Origin of the sequence: Virgisporangium aurantiacum, assembly GCF_016863635.1 — a bacterium.
GTDB lineage: Bacteria > Actinomycetota > Actinomycetes > Mycobacteriales > Micromonosporaceae > Virgisporangium > Virgisporangium aurantiacum.
Window position 1 is genome coordinate 51471 of the sequence record NZ_BOPG01000014.1, and the last position, 19194, is coordinate 70664.

Annotated in this window: 18 protein-coding genes; 3 read left to right on the plus strand and 15 right to left on the minus strand. The window is 70.6% G+C overall.

Features of this window, described 5'->3' with window-relative positions; all coding sequences use genetic code 11:
- Positions 1–106: 106 nt before the first annotated feature.
- Positions 107–1288, minus strand: a complete 1182-nt coding sequence (locus Vau01_RS13300; RefSeq protein WP_203991588.1) for an acyl-CoA dehydrogenase family protein — start codon at positions 1286–1288, stop codon at positions 107–109.
- On the minus strand, positions 1285–2469 hold the full coding sequence (locus tag Vau01_RS13305; RefSeq protein WP_239151557.1) for an acyl-CoA dehydrogenase family protein: 1185 nt from the start codon (positions 2467–2469) through the stop codon (positions 1285–1287). Before Vau01_RS13305 ends, Vau01_RS13300 begins: the two co-directional genes overlap by 4 nt.
- 172 nt (positions 2470–2641) lie before the next feature.
- Here Vau01_RS13305 and Vau01_RS13310 point away from each other — a divergent pair, with 172 nt between their 5' ends.
- A complete protein-coding gene (locus tag Vau01_RS13310; protein ID WP_203991591.1) occupies positions 2642–3151 on the plus strand; it encodes an FG-GAP-like repeat-containing protein in 510 nt (169 codons plus the stop codon).
- A 142-nt stretch (positions 3152–3293) separates the two neighbouring features.
- On the opposite strand, the gene Vau01_RS13315 is transcribed toward Vau01_RS13310, so the two are convergent.
- Positions 3294–3875, minus strand: a complete 582-nt coding sequence (locus Vau01_RS13315) for a MarR family winged helix-turn-helix transcriptional regulator (RefSeq protein ID WP_203991594.1) — start codon at positions 3873–3875, stop codon at positions 3294–3296.
- A gap of 83 nt (positions 3876–3958) precedes the next feature.
- On the opposite strand from Vau01_RS13315, the gene Vau01_RS13320 reads away from it, so the two are divergent.
- Together Vau01_RS13320 and Vau01_RS13325 are read left to right on the plus strand one after the other, a co-directional pair.
- Positions 3959–5083, plus strand: coding sequence for a PP2C family protein-serine/threonine phosphatase (locus Vau01_RS13320; RefSeq protein ID WP_203991597.1), 1125 nt, complete (start codon positions 3959–3961; stop codon positions 5081–5083).
- A 9-nt stretch (positions 5084–5092) separates the two neighbouring features.
- Positions 5093–6271 carry a 4-hydroxybenzoate 3-monooxygenase gene (locus tag Vau01_RS13325; RefSeq protein WP_203991600.1) on the plus strand — a complete coding sequence of 393 codons (1179 nt, stop codon included), beginning with the start codon at positions 5093–5095 and terminating at the stop codon, positions 6269–6271.
- Here the strand turns inward: Vau01_RS13325 and Vau01_RS13330 are convergent.
- The 12 genes from Vau01_RS13330 to Vau01_RS13380 form a co-directional block, all read right to left on the minus strand.
- On the minus strand, positions 6219–6587 hold the full coding sequence (locus Vau01_RS13330) for an MmcQ/YjbR family DNA-binding protein (protein WP_373320232.1): 369 nt from the start codon (positions 6585–6587) through the stop codon (positions 6219–6221). The genes Vau01_RS13325 and Vau01_RS13330 overlap by 53 nt on opposite strands.
- Before the next feature lie 22 nt (positions 6588–6609).
- Complete coding sequence (locus Vau01_RS13335; RefSeq protein WP_203991606.1) at positions 6610–8988, minus strand: HelD family protein; 2379 nt, start codon at positions 8986–8988, stop codon at positions 6610–6612.
- A gap of 94 nt (positions 8989–9082) precedes the next feature.
- Positions 9083–9565: a bacterioferritin gene (bfr, locus tag Vau01_RS13340; protein WP_203991609.1), complete on the minus strand. Its 483-nt coding sequence runs from the start codon at positions 9563–9565 to the stop codon at positions 9083–9085.
- A gap of 59 nt (positions 9566–9624) precedes the next feature.
- Positions 9625–9804 (minus strand): (2Fe-2S)-binding protein, encoded by a 180-nt coding sequence (locus Vau01_RS13345; RefSeq protein ID WP_203991612.1) that lies wholly within the window; start codon positions 9802–9804, stop codon positions 9625–9627.
- A 351-nt stretch (positions 9805–10155) separates the two neighbouring features.
- A complete protein-coding gene (gene alc, locus Vau01_RS13350) occupies positions 10156–11229 on the minus strand; it encodes an allantoicase (RefSeq protein ID WP_203991615.1) in 1074 nt (357 codons plus the stop codon).
- On the minus strand, positions 11226–11420 hold the full coding sequence (locus Vau01_RS13355) for a hypothetical protein (protein ID WP_203991618.1): 195 nt from the start codon (positions 11418–11420) through the stop codon (positions 11226–11228). Before Vau01_RS13355 ends, alc begins: the two co-directional genes overlap by 4 nt.
- Positions 11417–11542 (minus strand): hypothetical protein, encoded by a 126-nt coding sequence (locus Vau01_RS64605; RefSeq protein ID WP_275423937.1) that lies wholly within the window; start codon positions 11540–11542, stop codon positions 11417–11419. Before Vau01_RS64605 ends, Vau01_RS13355 begins: the two co-directional genes overlap by 4 nt.
- 10 nt (positions 11543–11552) lie before the next feature.
- The gene (allB, locus tag Vau01_RS13360; protein ID WP_203991621.1) at positions 11553–12836 is read right to left on the minus strand and encodes an allantoinase AllB; all 1284 of its coding nucleotides are present in this window, start codon (positions 12834–12836) and stop codon (positions 11553–11555) included.
- 13 nt (positions 12837–12849) lie between these two features.
- On the minus strand, positions 12850–14037 hold the full coding sequence (locus tag Vau01_RS13365; protein ID WP_203991624.1) for a DUF6986 family protein: 1188 nt from the start codon (positions 14035–14037) through the stop codon (positions 12850–12852).
- A 1020-nt stretch (positions 14038–15057) separates the two neighbouring features.
- A complete protein-coding gene (gene pucD / locus Vau01_RS13370) occupies positions 15058–17367 on the minus strand; it encodes a xanthine dehydrogenase subunit D (RefSeq protein WP_203991628.1) in 2310 nt (769 codons plus the stop codon).
- Entirely contained in the window at positions 17364–18692 is a 1329-nt protein-coding gene (locus tag Vau01_RS13375) for an 8-oxoguanine deaminase (RefSeq protein ID WP_239151558.1), read from the minus strand. The genes pucD and Vau01_RS13375 overlap by 4 nt, the downstream gene beginning before the upstream one ends.
- Positions 18693–18718: 26 nt before the next feature.
- Positions 18719–19180, minus strand: a complete 462-nt coding sequence (locus Vau01_RS13380) for a (2Fe-2S)-binding protein (RefSeq protein ID WP_203991634.1) — start codon at positions 19178–19180, stop codon at positions 18719–18721.
- Positions 19181–19194 lie beyond the last annotated feature (14 nt).

The following is a 19194-nucleotide window of genomic DNA, read 5'->3' on the forward strand; positions in this document are numbered from 1 at the left end:
GAGTGTACATTTTTGGATCGCCCCGTCAACGGTCTTGTTGCGAGGCTGTGACCAGGGAATTTCGGGGGTGCTCACATTACGCCAAGGCGGGATGAAAAGGGCTCCCTCAGGCAGGTGGAAGATTGACCAGGTTCGCCAGAACGGCGCGGTGCCGGTCGGGCGTGCCGAGGCCGATCGCCGCGCTCTTGGCCCGCTTCAGGTACAGGTGCGCGGGATGTTCCCAGGTGAACCCGATTCCGCCGTGCAGCTGCACGCATTCCTCGGCCGCGAGCACCGCGGTCTCGGAGCAGTAGGACTGCGCCAGCGCGGCCGCGACCTCCGCGTCGTCGGTGCCGATGCTCGCGGCGGCGTACCGGGCGACGGCGCGGGCCTGCGCCACGCGCGTCCACAGGTCGGCGAGGCGGTGCTTGAGCGCCTGGAACGAGCCGACCTTGCGGCCGAACTGGTACCGGTTCTTCAGGTAGTCGACGGTGCTGTCGAGACACCACTGCGCCAGGCCGACCTGCTCGGAGGCGAGCAGCGCGGCGCCCGTCGTGAGCGCGGTGGTCACCGCGCGCACGGCCGTCTCACCACGGGCAAGCGCTATCCCGGACGCCGATGCGAACCCGATGTCGCACACCTGCCGGGTCATGTCCAATGAGGACAGTGGCGTCCGGGTGACCCCGGCGGCGGCGGCGTCGACCGCGTACAGGCCGTCGGTGGTGGGCACCAGCAGCACGTCGACGGTCACCGCGTCGGCTACCGACGTCACCGTGCCGTCGAGCGTGTCGCCGGCGGCCGAGACCGTGGGGGAAAGCGCTGTCCCGGCGGTGGTGGAGAACGGAACGACGAGCGCCGCCGACCTCTCCCCGGAGGCCAGTCGGGCAAGGAGTTCGGCGGCGGCACGGACCTCGGCCGCGGCCGCCGGGGAAGCGCTTTCCGCGCCGGCGCCGGGCGGGGCGCCTTCGGCGGCCCCCGGCGAAGCGCTCTCCCCGGCCGCCACCAGGAGCGCGGCCGTGGCCAGGACGGCGCTGCCCAGGTACGGCACCGGCGCCACCGCCGACCCCAGCTCCTCCAGCACCACCGCGACCTGGCGCCACGTCGCACCCGCGCCGCCGGCGTCCTCCGGAACGGGCAGGCCCGCCAGGCCCATCTCGCCGGCGAGCGTGGCCCACAGCTTCGTGTCGTACGGCTCCGGGCTCTCGGTGCGGGCGAGCACGGCCGACCACGGGCTCCGGGCGGCCAGCAACCCGCGGACGGTGGCCCGCAGTTCCTCGTCCACCTCGTCATAGAGAAGGTCAGAGGTCATCGCGGCAGGTCCTTCCACGGGATGTCCTTGTCCGAACGGGGTTCGCTGGGCAGGCCGAGCACCCGCTCGGAGATGATGTTGCGCAGGATCTCGGACGTGCCGCCCTCGATCGAGTTGCCCTTCGCCCGCAGGTACCGGTAGCCGGCGGAGCGTTCCAGGAAAGGGGTTTCCCGGCCCCGGCCGCCGTTCCAGTCGTCGTGGCGGAGCACCTCCTCGCCGCGCACCTCCATCTCCAGCCCGGAGATGCGCTGCATCAGCGTGGCGAACGTGAGCTTGACGGCCGAGCCCTCCGGCCCGATCTCGCCGGCCGCCAGCTGCTGGCGCAGCCGGGTGGCGGTGAGCCGGGCGGCCTCCGCGTCGACCCACAGCTTCATCAGCTCGGTGTGCGCCCCGGGTGTCCGCACCGAAGGACTGGAGCGCCACAGGTCGGCCAGGACGCCGATCGCGCCGCCCTCGCGCGGGATCGGCCCGCCGCCGATCGACACCCGCTCGTTCATCAGCGTGCTGCGGGCGACGCTCCAGCCCTCGCCCACGGCGCCCAGCCGCATCGAGTCGGGGATCCGCACGTCGGTGAGGAACACCTCGTTGAACTCGGCCTCGCCGGTGAGCTGCCGCAGCGGCCGCACCTCCACGCCCGGCGCGGTCATGTCGAGCACGAAGTAGGTCATGCCCTCGTGCTTGGGCAGCGCCGGATCGTGCCGGGTCACCAGGATCGCGAACCGCGCCAGGTGCGCGAGCGACGTCCACACCTTCTGGCCGTCGACGATCCAGTCGTCGCCGTCGCGCACCGCGCGGGTGGCCAGGCCGGCGAGGTCGCTGCCGGCGCCGGGCTCGCTGAAGAGCTGGCACCACACCTCCTCACCGGTCCACAGTGGACGGAGGTAGCGGCGTTTCTGCTCCTCGGTGCCGTGACGCAGGATCGTCGGCGCCGCCATGCCCAGCCCGATCGGGTTGAGCGCCGGGTTCACCACGGGCGCGCCGGCCCGGGCGAACTCGACGTCGACCACCGCCTGCAGGGCGCGCGGCGCACCGAGGCCGCCGTGCCCCTCCGGGTAGTGCACCCAGGCGAGACCGGCGTCGAAACGCGCGCGCAGGAACTCCAACCGAGAACCGGCGGGGTCGTGCCCGGCCAGGAACGTGGCGACCTGCTCGCGCAGGGCGGCCTCTGTCAACGCTGTCACCGCGGCCCCCAATCTTTCTACACGGTGAGTGCAATATATGCCCCCCACCGGGGCCAACGGAACCCCTACGGGGTGGCACGAAGCCGGGAGCACCCGGCTCCGAACTCCTCCTACTGTTCTCTTCAACACCGCAACAACGGAACGAAAAACATAAACTCGGAGGAAGATTCACATGAGCGAGTACGAGCCGACCGGCGAAGACTACGGCCACAACGACGACTACGCCCCGGAGCCCACGCACGACGAGCACGTGATCGTCGCGCAGTTCACGGACGGCTCGCAGATCGGCGTCGCCGACTACGACCACGACGGTTACGCCGACATCCTGGCCACCGACGCCGACGGCGACGGCCGCCCCGAGCTGGTGTACACCGACGAGCACGGTGGCCCGGCGCTCGACACGGTCTACGTCGACCACAACGAGGACGGCAACCCCGAGCAGGTCTACGCCGACACCAACGAGGACGGCTACGTCGACGCCGCCGCGGCCGACACCGACCACGACGGCGCGCTCGACCTGGCCGCCTTCGACCGCAACTTCGACGGCCGCGTCGACCAGGTCCAGGTGGACCCGGACGAGGACGGCAACATCGACAAGACCGTCACCGACACCGACTTCGACGGCGTCTTCGACGAGGTGCACTACGGCGACCACGACACCAACCCGTACGCCCGCGCGTAACAAGCCCGGAAAACCTGAAACAACACCCCAAGAACCGGTGGCCGGCCTCTTCCCCCGTGGAGGCCGGCCACCGGCGTTTGTCACGGCACGAGGCGATACTCTTGCCGCGCGACAAATAAGGGCAGGGGTGGAGAGTGCGAGATCAGGCCACGTCGTGGTCGGCGGGCGGGTCGTCGGACGCGGCGGCGGCATTTTCGAGCCGTTCCGCCGCGCGCTCGAACTCCCGCAGGCCCTGCAGCAGCGCCCGCCGCCCGTCGGCGGACATCGCGGCGAGCACCGTCGCCAGTTGCGAAACCCGGGTCTCGCGCAGCCCGTCGACCAGCCGCTGTCCCTCGGCGCTGACCCGCAGCTCCACCTCGCGCCGGTCGACGCTCCCGGGGCGGCGGGTCACCAGGCCGGCGGCCACCAGACGGTCGCAGAGCCGGCTGGCCGACGACGGGATCGCGCCGAGCTCCTCGGCGAGCTGGTTGAGGTTGGTCGGAGCCTGCCGGCTGATGATCAGCAACGCGCGCAGCTGGGACACCGAGACGCGCGGCAGCACCTCCTCCTCGGCGCGGCCGAGGGTGATGACCAGTGCCCGCGTCGCGGCGTCGACCGCGGCCGCCAGCGCGACCGGGTCGCCAACGTCGACGTCGGGGATGTCGGGCAGCGTCTCTCCTCCCCTGCGTCGGGCGATCGCCCAGCCCCGCAACGGAACCGGTGGATCGTTTGTACTGTGCACCATTATCGCCGCCTCGTCGCGCTGGGAGGACGCCGGTGACTGAGTCCGAGCCGAGGCCCGACCGATACCTCCGCTGCCAACGTGCCATGTTCGAGGCACCGGCGCACGCACTGATCGACGCCCTCGCGGCCGCGTTGCGCGAGCACTACGGCGTGCTCGCCGTCGATCTCCTGCTCGCCGACTACGAGCTGAACGTGCTGTGCCCGGTCATCGGGGTCGCCGAACCGGTACCGGTCACCGGCAGCGCGGCCGGCCAGGTGTTCGTCGACCGGCGCGCGATCGTCACCGAGGGGCCCGAGGGGGTCCGGTTACTGCTGCCCGCGGCCGCACGCGGGGACGCTGCGGGCGTATTAATTCTTGATCTTGAAGCGCGGCCCGGACCGTCGGAATTGGACGAGTTGGTTTTTCTCGCGACCGCCCTCGGCCATGACCTCCGCGCCGCCGATTCGGTGACCGACCGTTACCGCAACGCGCGGCGCCGGACCGCGTTGACCGTCGCCGCCGAGATGCAGTGGCACCTGCTGCCCGGACGCTCGTGCCGCAAGCCCGAGTTCGCCCTGGCCGGGCAGCTCGAACCCGCGTACTCCGTGTGCGGTGACAACTTCGACTGGGCGGCCGAGGACGACCACCTCGTGCTCACCGTCACCAACGGTCACGGCACCGGCATCGAGGCGTCGCTGCTGACCGTGCTCGCGGTGACCGCGATGCGCAACGCCCGGCTCGCCAGCCCGCGCATCTCCGACCACGCCGCGCTGGCCGACCAGGCTGTATACGCTCAGCATGCCGGCCGTCGACACCTGTCGTCGCTGCTGCTGCGGTTCGACCTGGACACCGGGATGGTCGCCGCGGTCGACGCCGGATCGCCGATGGTGCTGCGACTGCGCGGCGCGGAGCTGACCCAGGTGAACCTGGAGGCCCAGCTTCCGCTCGGCATGTTCGAGTCGACGGTGTACGTCGAGCAGACGTTCCGGGCCGAACCGGGCGACCGGCTGATCGTCCTCAGCGACGGCGTGCACGAGTCGCCGTACGGGAACCAGCGGTACACCGAGCAGGGGCGGTTGCGGCAGACCCTCGTGGGCACCCGCCGGTTGCCGCCGGCCGAGGCGGTGCGGGCCGTCCTCGCCGACCACAACGTGTTCCGGCAGGGCGTCCCGCTCGACGACGACGCGGCGATCGTGGTGGTGGACTGGGCGGGCCGGCAACAGCCATAGTCTGGTGCCATGAGAACGCAGGTCGGAATCGTCGGTGCCGGCCCGGCCGGCCTCATGCTGGCGCACCTGTTGCACCTCGCCGGCATCGAGTCGGTGGTGCTGGAGAACCGCGGCCGCGAGTACGTCGAGAAGCGGGTGCGGGCCGGAGTGCTGGAGCACCCAACCGTCGAGTTGCTGCGCGAGACCGGCCTGGGCGAGCGGCTCGACGCGCAGGGGTTGCCGCACCACGGGTTCGCGTTGCGGTTCGACGGGGTCGACCACCGCGTCGCGCTCACCGACCTCACCGGCCGCGAGATCACCGTCTACGGGCAGCAGGAGGTCGTCAAGGACCTGATCGCGGCCCGGCTCGGCGCCGGGCTCGCGATCGAATTCGAGGTGACGGACGTGAGCGTGCACGATTTCACGTCTTCGCGACCCCGCATCTCCTACGTGGACGCCGCCGGCGTGGCGCAGACGCTGGAGTGCGACATCATCGCGGGCTGCGATGGGTTCCACGGGATCTGCCGGCCCGCTGTCGCTTCTGAACTTTCCTTCTATGAACGCGCTTACCCGTTCGCGTGGCTCGGGGTGCTGGCGCGGGCCGCGCCGTCGCACGAGGAGCTGATCTACACCTACCACGACCGCGGGTTCGCGCTGCACAGCATGCGCTCGCCCGAGATCACCCGGCTCTATCTGCAGGTGCCGCCGGACGAATCCCTCGACGGATGGTCCGACGATCGCATCTGGGACGAGCTCTCCGCGCGGCTCTCCGCCGACGGGTTCACGCTCACCACCGGCCCGATCCTGGAGAAGAGCGTCACCCCGATGCGCAGCTTCGTCGTCGAGCCGATGCGCCACGGTCGGCTGTTCCTCGCCGGCGACGCCGCCCACATCGTCCCGCCGACCGGTGCCAAGGGCATGAACCTGGCGATCGCGGACGTCCGGGTGCTCGCGTCGGCGGCAAGCGCTTTCCTGCGCGAGGGCCGCACGGACCTCCTCGACGCCTACAGCGACACGTGCCTGCGCCGGGTCTGGCGGGCCGAGCACTTCTCCTGGTGGATGACGTCGATGCTGCACCGCGACCCGGCCGGCGACCCGTTCGACCACCGGTTGCAGCTCTCGCAACTCCGGTACACGGCGTCGTCGACGGCCGCTCTCACCAGTCTGGCCGAGAACTACGTGGGACTACCGTTCGGCGCACCTTCTTAGGTACGCACATCGCCCATGCGTCCAGGAGAAGCTCTTCCATCTCGTCGGGTTCGATCGCGGCGGGCCAGCAGCAGACCCACCTGAACCGCATGTCGGACGGCCCGGGCAGGAAGAACTTGTGCGGCTCCGCCTCGACCAGGGCGGCCCGCTCCTCCTTGGGGAACCCGAAGCCGAGCTGGGTCTCGTCGCGGGAGTAGGCCGCGTAGACGATGGGACCGACGCGGAACTTCAGCCGGTCCCGGATGATCTTCACTTCGGTGCGCGGCAGGCCGGCACAGAAGGCCTTGACGAACTCGACGGTGACCACGGGAGGCATTCTCCCGTGGTCACCGCGGTTCTTACAGTCTCACCGCCGGTGGCAGCGGTTTGGTGTGGAGGATCCCCAGGCGTTGCGTGGCGCGGGTCAGCGCCACGTAGAGATCGCTGGCGCCGCGCGGTGAGCCCTTGACGATCTCGTCCGGCTCCACCAGGAGCACCGAGTCGAACTCCAGGCCCTTGGCCTGCTTGACGGTGAGCACGACCACCGGGCTGACCAGGTCGGCGCCGGCGCCCACGGCGGTGCCCCCGATCGCCGACGCGACGGCGGCGCCGAGGTCGGCGACCCGCCCGGCCGGCACGAGCACCCCGACGCGACCGTCGCCGGCCTCCGCGGTCTCCTGCCGCACGGCGTCGACGAGGCGGTCGGTCAGCTTGACCGGATCGATCCGTTCCGCCCACGGCGGCACCCCGGTCTCGCGCACCGACCGCGGCGGGGACATCGTCGGGTCGATGTCGGCGAGCACACCGGCCGCGACGGCCATGATCTCCGCCGGCGTCCGGTAGTTCACGGTGAGCTCGGCGAGGCGCCACCGGTTTTCCACATAGGGCCGCAGGGTGGTCTCCCATGACGCGGCGCCGCTCAGGTCGCCGGTCTGCGCGACGTCGCCGACCAGCGTCAACGAGCGGCTGGGGCAGCGCCGCATCAGCAGCCGCCAGGCCATCGGCGACAGCTCCTGCGCCTCGTCGACGATGATGTGCCCGAATGCCCAGCTCCGGTCGGCGGCGGCCCGCTGCGCGGCGGTCACGTGGCTCCTGACCCGCTGGCGTTCGCCCAGGTCGGCGGCGTCGATCAGGTCGGTGGCGGCCAGGTACTCGGGGTCCTCCTCGTCGTCGAGCGACCGCGAGCCCTCCAGGATCTGCAGCGCGCCCTCGGCGTACTCGCGGCGGGCCAGCCGCTCCCGCTCCTCGATCACGAACTCGTCGCTGACCGGCTTGTCGCCGTCGAGCAGCTCGGCCGCCTCGTCGAGCAGGGGCACGTCGGCCGCCGTCCAGCCGCCGCGGGGGTCGCGGCGCAGGGCCGCGCGTTCGCTTCCGGTGAGTTGCGGCGCGGCCTTGTCGAGACGCTCGGGTGACGCGTAGAGCCCGGCGACCAGTTGCTGCGGCGTGAGGACGGGCCACAACCAGTCGCAGACGGCCAGCACCTCGGGCTCCTTCGCGAGGCTCTTCCGGATCTCGGCGATGTCGGACTGGTCGAGGACGTTGTTTCCGATGTCCTCGGCGTTGGCGAAGTCGTCCTTGCGTCCGCTCTCGAACGCGGCGCGGGTGATGTCGGCGAACGGGTCGTCGCCGATCCGCTCCGCGATCTTTGTTGTCAGTGCCTCGACGATCTCTTTCTCGAAGGCGGCTCTTGCCGCGTTGTGCGGCTTCTTCGTGGCGCGGGCGAGGTTCCGGGCCCGCCGTGCTTCGCCCGGCTCCAGGTACAGCGTCTCGCGGTTGCCGTCGCGGTCGATCTCGATCGGGATCCGCTTGGTGGGCTGGCGCTGGCGGTCGTCGAGTGCCTTTCTCAGGATGTCCGTGAAGGTCAGGCGTCCCTTGATCTCCGCGACCACGGCCGGTTCCTCGCGGCGGGCGGTGACCCCCGGAAAGAGATCGCCGACCGTGCAGAGCAGCACCCCGGTCTCGGCGAGCGACGGCAGCACCTGCGAGATGTAGCGCAGGAACGTGTCGTTCGGCCCGACGATGAGTACGGCCCGGGTCTCGAGCAGTTCGCGGAATGTATACAAGAGGTATGCGGCCCGGTGCAGCGCGACCGCGGTCTTGCCGGTGCCCGGCCCGCCCTGCACGACGAGCGCGCCGCCGAGGTCGGAGCGGATCACCACGTCCTGCTCGGCCTGGATGGTCTCGACGATGTCGCTCATCCGGCCGGTTCGCTTGGCCTTGATCGCCGCCATGAGCGTGGCCTCGCCGGCCAGCCCGCTCAGCGTCTTGCCGGCGGTGACGTTGGCGACGTCGAGGTCGAGCACCTCGTCGTCGAGGTCGGTGACCTTCCGGCCGCGCGTGCGGATGTGGCGTCGTCGTTGGACGCCCTCGGGCGACGCGGCCGTGGCCAGGTAGAACGGCCGCGACGCCGGGGCACGCCAGTCGGTGAGCAGCGGGATGTGCTCGCCGCTCTTCTCGTCGTAGAGGCCGATGCGGCCGATGTACCGGGTGGTGCCGTCGAACCCGTCTATGCGTCCGAAACATAGACCGTTCTCGACGGCGTCGTAGCGTTCGATCTGATCGGCGAGCAGCGCGGACATGCTGTCGCGCTCCGACATCGCCTGGTGCGTGCTGCCGCGGCTCAGTCGGGTTTCCCTGAGCCGCGCCTGGGCCCGTTCCCGCATTTCATCGAGGTGGCCGTAGAGCAGGTCCAGGTGGACCTGCTCCTGGCCCTGCTCCCACTCGACGTCGTTTGACAAGCCGTTACCCCATTCGATACACTGGCGACTGGTCGAGCGGCTTTATGCCGCTCTTTTTTGTTGCCGTGAAACGAGTAAGGGTAGCACTTCGGCGTCATCCTGCTTCGGGATGCTCCGTCACATTCTGCAGGTACAGCTGCTCGCCCAGCGTCTCGATGAGGTGCAGCTGGGTCTCCAGGTAGTCGACGTGGTGCTCCTCGTCCTTGAGGATGTCCTCGAAGATCCGCGCCGACGTCACGTCGCCGATCGACCGCATGTACTCGATGCCCCGCCGCAACCGGTCGACGGCCTCGACCTCGATCTTCATGTCGCAGTTGAACTGCTCCTTGACCGTCTCGCCGATGCGCAGCGGGAACAGCTTCTGGAAGTTCGGCAGTCCTTCGAGGAAGAGGATGCGGTCGGTGAGCACTTCGGCGTGCTTCATCTCGTCGATGGACTCGTACCGCGTGTGGGCCGCAAGCTTGGTGTAGCCCCAGTTCTCCTGCATCTTGGCGTGCAGGAAATACTGGTTGATCGCCGTAAGCTCGGCCGTCAACTGCTCGTTCAGGAACTCGATGACTCTGGTGTCGCCCTGCATGTCCACAGACGTTACGGGGGGCCAAATGTCCGTTTCTTGTCAGCCAGACCTAACAATGGTCAGCCAACCCTTACGACGTTGTCCTCCTCGGTGAGGATCTCCTCGATCCGGTCGAGGCAGGTCCCGCAGTGGGTGCCGGCGCCGCACGCATCGCCCACCGCGTCCTCGGTGTGCGCGCCCAACAGAATCGCGGAGCGGACCTCACACTCCCGAACCCGGGCACAAATACACACGAACACGGACACTCCCCTGCGCTTAGCCTATCCTAAGTTAGGGTAGCCATAGGGGATGGCAGGAGCGCAAGAGCCGGTGAGACATTGCACCCGTTCTTGCTGGTTGACGCTGGGTGTCCCGGCTCTCTTTCGGGTCCGCGATCGCTGTCTTGGCGTCCGCTGTCTTCCGCGTCCACGACCGCTGTCTTGCGCCCCCGCTGTCTTGCCCTGCCGCGGTCTCCGGCTGCCGCGACCGCCGTCTCCGCGTCCGCTGTCTTGCGCTGCCGCTGTCCCCGCGGCCGCTGTCCACGGCTGCCGCGACCGCCGTATCCGACTCCGCCGTCTCCGCGACCGTTGTGTTCGCCTCCGCGACCAGCGCTAGCGCGACCAGCCGCCGGCGATCTCCGCGACCAGCGCCTCCACCGACCTGCCGTCGAGCACCTGGGCGGCTTCCGCCGGCGGAAGCGCCTCGATCCAACGACGGGTCAACCGCTCGGCCGCCACCGGCCCGAGCCGCCCCCACAACCGCAGCCGGGCCATCCCCCCGTCCGGGAAGATATCCAGCCGAACCGCCTCGACCTCGTCCGACCCGTCGATCGCGAACCGGTGCCGCGTGTCTGGCTGCAACCGGGTCCGGGGAAGAAGGTCGCCACCGGCCGCACCGCTCGTCATGGTCCGCAGGCTGGCCGCCCCCGGGGCGTTTCCCTTGAAATGCGTGGTGTCCAGCTCGGCCACCAGAACCCGACCCGGCGCCGCCAGTGCCACCTCGACCCAGTCGTTGCCGGCGTCGCGACGTCGCGCGGTCTCCCAGCCCTCGCCCATCACGCGCGCGAGGCCGGGCCGCAGCAGATTGCCGGGACTGCCGTAGAACATGTTGCTGCACGCGGTCACGCGCGCCCCGTGCTCCAGCGCCCCGAGATCGATCAGGCCACCGGGCAGCAGCCGCGGGTCCGGGACCGGTTCGCCGTGCACACGCAGGCGCGCCACTCCGCCGTCCGGAAAAATCGTCAATCGGACGTGCGTGAAGCGCACCGGCACCCCGACCGCGAACGGATTGCGGCTGTCACCCACCACCGGCGACCGCGGAACGAGGGTGACCCAGTCCGCCGCCGCGAGCTCGTCCGGCGCCGGATGCCCCGGGCTGCTGCAGGCCTCCACCGACACCTCGGGCGGATAATTTCCGGTGAAGAAAGCGGTATCCACCACCACCCCGCGCACGACGCCGGGCACCCCGAGCCGCACGATCGCGTGGTCATGGCCCGGTGACCGCCGCCGCCGCGACTCCCACCCGTCGTAAATCTGTCCCTTCGGCCCGAACGTCGCCGGGTTGAACACGGGTGCCGCATCGTGCACCAGATGATCGGCGGCCGCGAACAGCTCGTCGTTGGCGTACACGACGCCCCCACCCAGACTGCGGGCGGCGAGATCCGGAAGCAGTTCAAACTCCGTCACGCGATCGCCCCACTTCGCTCGCTGCGCTTGTGCTCGTCGCGCTTGTCCACGCGCTCACCGCACCTGTCCACACGCCCGCTGCGGCCGTCCACGCCCACCGTGCCCGTCCACACGGTCCCCACGCCGGCCGCGCCCGTCCGCAATGTCCCCGCGTCCACCACACCCGTCTGCACGGTCATCACACTCGTCATGCGATCACCGCGGCTATCCACACGACCGCCGCGCCCGTCCACCACGCCCCCGCGCCCGTCCGCACGCGCACCGCGCCCGCCTCGACGGCCGCCGTGCGCGTCAGGACAACCGCAGTTCCCATGACCACCCGCTCACGCGGCCACCTCCCGGGTGATCAGCCGGCCGGTGCCGGACGCCGCTGGCACACCGCGGACCCACGTCGACCGTACGGTGCCGACCAGCCGCGCACCGGCGTACGGCGTCACCGGGTGGCGGTGATGCAACCGGGCCGGATCGACCTCGAACGGCTCGTCGGGATCGAACGCCACCAGATCCGCGTCCGCACCCACGGCGATTCGGCCCTTGTTCCGCAGCCCGACCAGATCGGCCGGTGCGGTGGCGAGCCAGCGGACCACCTCGGCGAGCGGGAAAGCGCGTTCCCGGGCAGCGGTCCACACCACCGGAAGTCCCAGTTGCACGGACGCGATGCCACCCCAGGCGGTGGCGAAGTCGCCCACTTTCAGGTCGGGCGTGCACGGCGAGTGGTCCGACACGACACAGCTGATCGTGCCCGAGGAAAGCCCTTTCCATAGCGCCTCCCGGTTCGCCGCGTCGCGGATCGGCGGGCAGCACTTGTACTCGGTCGCCCCGTCGGGCACGTCGGCGGCGTCGAGCGTCAGGTAATGCGGGCAGGTCTCGGCCGTCACGCGTAGCCCGCTCTCTTGCGCGGCGGCGATCAGCGGCAGAGCCTCCGCCGCGGACAGATGCAGGATGTGCACGCGGGCACCGTGCCGGCGCGCGGCGTCGATGGCGGTCGCGACCGCGCGTGTCTCGGCCCGCATCGGTCGTGAGGCCACGAAGTCCGAGAAGTGGGGGGACGGGGACGCGTCGACGACCATCGTCGGGTCTTCCGCGTGTACGACGAACAGCGCGTCCACTGTGGACAGAGCACGGTCGAGGCCGGCAACGTCGAGGGGCGGGAACTCGGGCACACCGGAGTCGATGAGGAAGCACTTGAACCCGAACACGCCGGCGTAGTGCAGGGCGGGCAGGTCGGGAGCGTTGCCGGGCACCGCGCCGCCCCAGAAGCCCACGTCGACCGACGGCCGGGCGGCCTCGGCGGCGGTGCGCTTCACGGAAAGCGCTTCCTCCGACACCGTCGCCGGGATCGAGTTCAGCGGCATGTCGATGATCGTGGTGACTCCGCCGGCCGCGGCCGCGCGCGTCGCGGTGGCGAAGCCCTCCCACTCGGTGCGGCCCGGCTCGTTGACATGCACGTGGGTGTCGACCAGGCCGGGCAGGAGCGCCGGGACGTCGGTCCCTTCGTCGCCATAGGCGGTGATCTCCGTGATGCGGCCGCCGCGCGCGTGAACGGTCGCCGGGCGCTCGCCGTCCGGGAACACCACCCGCCGCGACCGGAGCACCAGATCCGTCACCGAGCCTCCAGGATCACAGGGCCTCCAATGTGGACCGTTCGAACGGAACCTCGTCGTCGTCGAGCGCCCCGCAGTACAGCCCGCGCAGCAGATAGCCCGCAAGTGCCCGGGCCGTCGCCGGCTCGTCCGCGATGCCCTCGACGCGGCGTTCCAGGTACGCGTGCAGCCTGGCCACTGCGGGGGAAAGCCCTTTCCGGAAGAACTCGTACGTGGCGGCGTAGCGGGTGGGCAGTTGTGCGGGATGCAGGTCCCATCCCTGGTAGAACCCGCGTTCCAGCGAACGCCGGACGAGCCGGGCGTGCAGGTGCCACGCCGTGTGAACCTGCTCCGGATCGCCGACGGGGAGCACGTTGGTCGATCCGTCCGACACCGGCACTCCCGTACCGGCGGCGGCCAACTGCATCACGGCCTTGGCATGGTCGGCGGCCGGATGGTCCATCGCCTGCTGGGCGGCGGCGATGCCGAGTGATGCACTGTAGTCGTAGGTGCCGTAGTGGAGACCGGCGCACCGGCCGGCGGCGGCGTGCAGCATCCGGGCCACCGTGGCGGTACCGTCGGCGCCCAGGACGGCGGCCGGTGTCTCCACCTGGAGCTCGAACCGCAAGCGGCCGACGGGCAACTGGTAAGCGCTTTCCAGCCGCTCGCACAGCAGGACCATCGCCGTCACCTGCTCGACGGCGCTGACCTTCGGCAGCGTCACCACGAACCCGTCCGGCAGGTCGGCGGTACTCATGAGCACGTCGAGGAAGCGGTCGAGGGTACGGACCGCTCGCGCTCGGGTGGCCGCCTCGAGGCTCTTGCACCGCAGGCCCACGAACGGCGGCATCGGACCGGCGACGAGCGCCGCCACCGCGCGGTCGACCGCGGCGTCCTCCTCGGCGTCGGGCCGTACGCCGAAGCCGTCCTCGAAGTCGACCCGCAGGTCTTCGATCGGCTCCCGGTCGAGCTTGGCATGCACCCGGGGCAGCAGGTCGGCTTCGAACGGGGTGGGCGGGTGGGCGGAAAGCGCTTCCCTCGCGGCCCTTCCCCACGCGGCCGTGAGGCTCGGCACGATCCGGTCGGCGGGAACGTAAACGGTGTGCACGGGCTGGCGGCCCCGCAGCGGACCGGGATACGTGGCGGCGAGCACCGCGTCGACCGGGCCGAGCAACTGATCGAGCTCGGCGGAGACCTCGGCGCCCAGCCGCCCACTCTCCTCCATCACGCCAGCTTAACGTCGCTCCGGCAATTCATGATCACGTTGATCTAGCTACCTTGGTCTGAGGTATTTCGGGTGCCCGCCCGGATAGCGTCGTGGCATGGCTGATCCGACCTCCCGCCCGTACCGGCTCGGCGACGCGGCCGCGCTCACCGCGTTGTACAACGCCGTCGAACGGCACGGGGGAGGTCATCCCGGCAACACCGAGGACGAGACCGCGGCGATCATCAACTCGATCGTCGCCGACCCGGAAACCGACTCCCGCCTGGTGTTCTCCCCCGACGGCGAGCTGGTCGCGGCGGGTGTGGTGGCCACGCCGCCGCCCGGCGGGTTCCGGATCGACGCGCACGGCGGCGTGGCGCCGCAGTGGCGGGGGCGCGGGCTGGGGCGCGAGGTGCTCGGCTGGCAGCTCGACCGGTCGCGTGAGATCCACCGGGCCGCGGGCTCGCCCGACGGCTGGGTGTTCGAGACGAACACGCTCCTCGCCGACGACGCGGCCGTCCGGCTGTTCGAACGGTTCGGGGCGGCTCCGTCGCGGTACTACTTCGAGATGGTCGCCCCGGCAAAGGATGGCCCAAGGCCGGCACCCGACGGTCTGCGCGTCCAGACCTACGAACCACGGTTCGAGCGGGCGCTCTTCGAGGCCCATACCGAGGCGTTCAGCGACCACTGGGGACACCAGCAACGGACGTTCGACCAGTGGACCGGGTTCACCGTACGGTCCGAGTCATTCCGGGCCGACCTGTCGCGGCTGGCGTTCGACGGCGACGAGCTGGCCGCCTACGTACTCAGTTACGACGACGCCGACCCTGACCGCGTCTACATCGGACACGTCGGTACCCGACGGGCCTGGCGCCGCCGGCGCGCTGCTTTCGGACGTCCTGACCGGGACGGCGGCGCTCGGCAAGGGCTACGCGTACCTGTGGGTCGACGCCGACAGCCCGACCGGCGCGGTCGGCGTGTACGAGGGCGCCGGCTTCACGACCGCGACCAGGTCGGTGGAGTACCGGCTGAACCTCTGAGTCACACGATGTGTTCGGGGCGGATGGGAACTCGGGAAAGCGGTTTCCCCGTGGCCGCCCGCACCGCCGCGACGATCGCCGGCGTCGACGAGATCGTCGGTGGTTCGCCCACACCGCGCAGGCCGTAGGGCGAGTGCGGGTCGGCCATCTCGAGCACATCGACGTTCATCGGCGGCATGTCGAGGATCGTCGGGATCAGGTAGTCGGTGAAGGACGGGTTGCGCACCAGCCCGTCCACCACCTGGATCTCCTCCATCAACGCCAGCCCCAGTCCCTGCGCGGTGCCGCCCTGTATCTGCCCGACGACCGACTGCGGGTGCACCGCCTTGCCGACGTCCTGTGCCGTGGTGATCTCCACGACCCGCACCAGACCCAGGTCGACATCGACGTCGACCACGGCGCGATGGGCCGCGAACGCGTACTGCACGTGCGCGTCACCCTGACCCGTGGCCGGGTCGAGCGACGACGTGGGGCGGTGCCGCCACTCGGCGGTCTCCTCGACCACGTCGGTGCCGAGCAGGTCGACCAGCGAGGAAAGCGCTTCGCCGTCCGCTCCCAGCACCATGCCGCCGCCCAGCCCCACCGCACCGGGTACGCGGGAGAGCACTTTCCTCCGTACCGCCTCGCAGGCCGCTCGCACCGCGCCGCCGGTCATGTACGTCTGCCGGGAGGCCGATGTCGACCCCGCGCTGCCGACGGTGGTGTCGGCGGTCGCGACGGTCACCGTATCCACGCCCAGCTCGGTGCGGGCTATCTGCGCCTGGACGGTCACCAGGCCCTGCCCGACCTCGGCCGCCGCCGTGTGGACGAGCACCGCCGGCTCGCCACCGACCACCGACAGCCGCACGCGGGCGGTCGAGTAGTCGTCGAAACCCTCGGAGAAGCACACGTTCTTGATGCCGATCGCGTATCCGACACCGCGCACCACACCCTCGCCGTGGGTGGTGTTCGAGACTCCACCGGGTTGCTCGCGCGGGTCGCCGGACGCCGGGCCGGGCATCGGTGCCGCCTTGACGCGGGCGAGCAGTTCGGCCACCGGTGCCGGACCCTCGACCACCTGTCCGGTCGGCATGAGCGCGCCGGTCTCCAACGCGTTGATCCGGCGCAGCTCCACCGGATCGAGGCCGACCGCGGCGGCCAACCTGTCCATCTGCGACTCGTACGCGAAGCACGCCTGTACGGCGCCGAAGCCGCGCATCGCGCCGCACGGCGGGTTGTTGGTGTAGGCGACATACGCGTCCATCTCGACGTTGGGGACGTCGTACGGACCGATGCCCAGCGTCGCCGCGTTCGCCGCGACAGCCGGCGACGACGACGCGTACGCCCCGCCGTCGAGGTCGATGCGTGCCCTGACGTACACCAACCGGCCCTCGCGGGTCGCGCCGTGCTCGTACCGCATCTTGGCCGGATGCCGGTGGACGTGCCCGAAGAACGACTCCTCGCGGGAGTACACCATCTTCACCGGCTTGCCGGTGTGCAGCGCGAGCATCGACGCGTGCACCTGCATCGACAGGTCCTCGCGGGCACCGAACGCGCCGCCGACGCCGGCCAGCGTCAGCCGAACCTTCTCCGGCGGGAGCCCGAGGCAAGCGCTTACCTGTCGCTGGTCGACGTGCAGCCACTGGGTGGCGATGTACAGGTCGACCCCGCCGTCCTCGGCCGGCACGGCGAGCCCGGACTCCGGCCCGAGGAAGGCCTGATCCTGCATGCCGACCTCGTACTCGCCGGTGACCACGACATCGGCTTCGAACACAGACCCGCGCCGCACCGGCACGTGCCGCAGCACGTTTCCCATGACAGGCAGGGCGTGTCCGGGCTCGGAGTCTCCCGGTACCGGCGGGTCCTCCGCCGGCGGATGCACGGTCGGCGAACCGGGCCGGAGAGCCGCCGTCACATCGGCGACCGGCGGCAGCACCTCGTACTCGACCTCGATGCGGGCCGCGGCCCGCCGCGCCGTCTCCGGGTGCTCGGCGGCAACTACGGCAACCGGCTCGCCCTGGTACCGCACCTCGTCGAAGGCGAGGACCGGCTGATCGGCGATCTCCAGGCCGTACACCTTCTCGCCCGGGACGTCGTCGGCCGTGAGCACCGCGTACACGCCCGGCAGGGCAAGCGCTTTCCCGATGTCGACCGACCGGATACGGGCGCGCGGATGCGGGCTGCGCAGCGTCGCGCCCCAGAGCATGTCGTCGGCGAACAGGTCCGAGGAGAAGGCGAACTCCCCCTTGACCTTCAGGGTCCCGTCGGGACGGCGCGGGCTGCTGCCGACACCGCCGGTGGTTCCGGTTCCCGTGGACGCAGGCGCGGTCACCGACGTACCCGCTTCATCAGTTGACGGTGTGCCCGTCGCACGCCCCGGGCGAGCGAGTCGGCGTCACCGGTCTGCAGTTCGCCGTGCCGCACAACGGTTTCGCCACCGACAAGCAGCAACTCCAACGGCGGCTGCGCGCCGTACACCAGGGCCACGACCGGGTCGTCGATACCGACCTGCCCGATGCCGTCCAGGCGCCACACGGCCAGATCGGCGAGTTTGCCCTTCTCGATCGAGCCCGTCTCCTTGTCCCGGCCGAGGCAGCGCGCGCCGCCGATCGTCGCCATGGAAAGCGCTTCCCTCGCGGTCAACGAGGCCGGACCGCCGCGGAGTCGCGCCGCGAGCAACGCCTGCCGCAACTCGTCGCCGAGCCGGCCGGCCTCCTGCGACGCCGGACCGTCCACGCCCAGCCCGACCGGCGCACCCGCGTCCAGCAACTGGCGTACGGGGGCGATGCCGGCACCGAGACGGCCGTTGGAGCTCGGACAGTGCGCGACGCCGGTGCCGGTCGCACCCAGCCGACCGATCGCGTCCGAGTTCAGGTGGACGCCATGCGCGAGCCACACGTCGTCGCCGAGCCATCCGAGGCGCTCGGCGTACTCGGTCGGCGTGCAGTCGTGCGTCTTGCGGCAGAACTCCTCCTCCTCGACGGTCTCGGCGAGATGGGTGTGCAGCCGAACGCCCTTACGGCGGGCCAGTTCCGCGGCTTCGGTCATGAGGCGCGACGTCACCGAGAACGGGGAGCACGGCGCCACCGCGACCCGGAGCTTCGAGTCGGGCGCCGGGTCGTGCCAGCGGTCGATCGCATCCTCGGTGGCGGCGAGCGCCGCGTCGGTCTCCTCGACGATCCGGTCCGGTGGCAGGCCGCCCCGCGACTGGCCGAGGTCCATCGAGCCGCGCGTCGGATGGAAGCGCAGCCCGATCCGTTGCGCCGCTTCGACCTGAGCGGTGAACAGGTCACCGGCGTCGTGCGGATAGACGTAGTGGTGGTCCATCGACATGGTGCAGCCGCTCAGGGCAAGCCAGGCGAGGCCCGCCGCGGTGGTGGCCTCGACGAGCGGCGCGTCGATGTGCGCCCACACCGGATACAGCTCGACCAGCCAGTCGAACAGGTTCTTGTCGACGGCCATCCCACGCGTCGCCCACTGGTACAGGTGATGGTGCGTGTTGACGAGGCCGGGCGTCACCAGACATCCGGTGGCATCGATCATCCGCACCTGTTCGCCGGAGAACCGGCCGGCGTGCCCGGATCCGACCGCCGCGATCCGGCCATCGCGCACCACGACATGGCCGTCGAGGTACTCCTCGCCGACAACCGGCGCCACCGCGCAATTCTGCAGAACGACGACGCTCATGACCGCGCCGCCATTCGAACCGCTTCCAGGATCTTCTCGTACCCGGTGCAGCGACACAGATTCCCGGCCAGCGCCTCGCGAATCTCCGGGTCGGCCGGCGCCGGGTTGCGGGCCAAGAGATCGTGGACGGCGACGATCAGCCCGGGGGTGCAGAACCCGCACTGCACCGCCCCCGTCGCCAGAAAGGCTTCCTGTACGGGATGCAGGCTTCCGTCGTCACGGGAAAGCCCTTCCACGGTCACCACGGACCGGCCCTGGGCCTGCCCGGCGGCGACCAGGCACGAGCAGACCGCGGTGCCGTCGAGGTACACCGTGCACGACCCGCACTCGCCTTGCTCACAGGCGTTCTTCGCGCCGGGCAGGCCGAGGCGTTCGCGCAACACGTAGAGCAGGCTCTCGCCGGGCCAGACGTCGTCGGCCTCGTGTGTCTCACCGTTGACGGTGCACGTGATTCTCACGTCGACCCGCCTTC

Coding starts and splice junctions, on each gene's coding strand:
- Vau01_RS13300 (WP_203991588.1), bottom strand. CDS start 1,288: ATGACCTCTGACCTTCTCTATGACGAGGTGGACGAGGAACTGCGGGCC.
- Vau01_RS13310 (WP_203991591.1), top strand. CDS start 2,642: ATGAGCGAGTACGAGCCGACCGGCGAAGACTACGGCCACAACGACGAC.
- Vau01_RS13315 (WP_203991594.1), bottom strand. CDS start 3,875: ATGGTGCACAGTACAAACGATCCACCGGTTCCGTTGCGGGGCTGGGCG.
- Vau01_RS13320 (WP_203991597.1), top strand. CDS start 3,959: ATGTTCGAGGCACCGGCGCACGCACTGATCGACGCCCTCGCGGCCGCG.
- Vau01_RS13325 (WP_203991600.1), top strand. CDS start 5,093: ATGAGAACGCAGGTCGGAATCGTCGGTGCCGGCCCGGCCGGCCTCATG.
- Vau01_RS13330 (WP_373320232.1), bottom strand. CDS start 6,587: ATGCCTCCCGTGGTCACCGTCGAGTTCGTCAAGGCCTTCTGTGCCGGC.
- bfr (WP_203991609.1), bottom strand. CDS start 9,565: ATGCAGGGCGACACCAGAGTCATCGAGTTCCTGAACGAGCAGTTGACG.
- Vau01_RS13355 (WP_203991618.1), bottom strand. CDS start 11,420: ATGACGAGTGTGATGACCGTGCAGACGGGTGTGGTGGACGCGGGGACA.
- Vau01_RS64605 (WP_275423937.1), bottom strand. CDS start 11,542: ATGGGAACTGCGGTTGTCCTGACGCGCACGGCGGCCGTCGAGGCGGGC.
- Vau01_RS13365 (WP_203991624.1), bottom strand. CDS start 14,037: ATGGAGGAGAGTGGGCGGCTGGGCGCCGAGGTCTCCGCCGAGCTCGAT.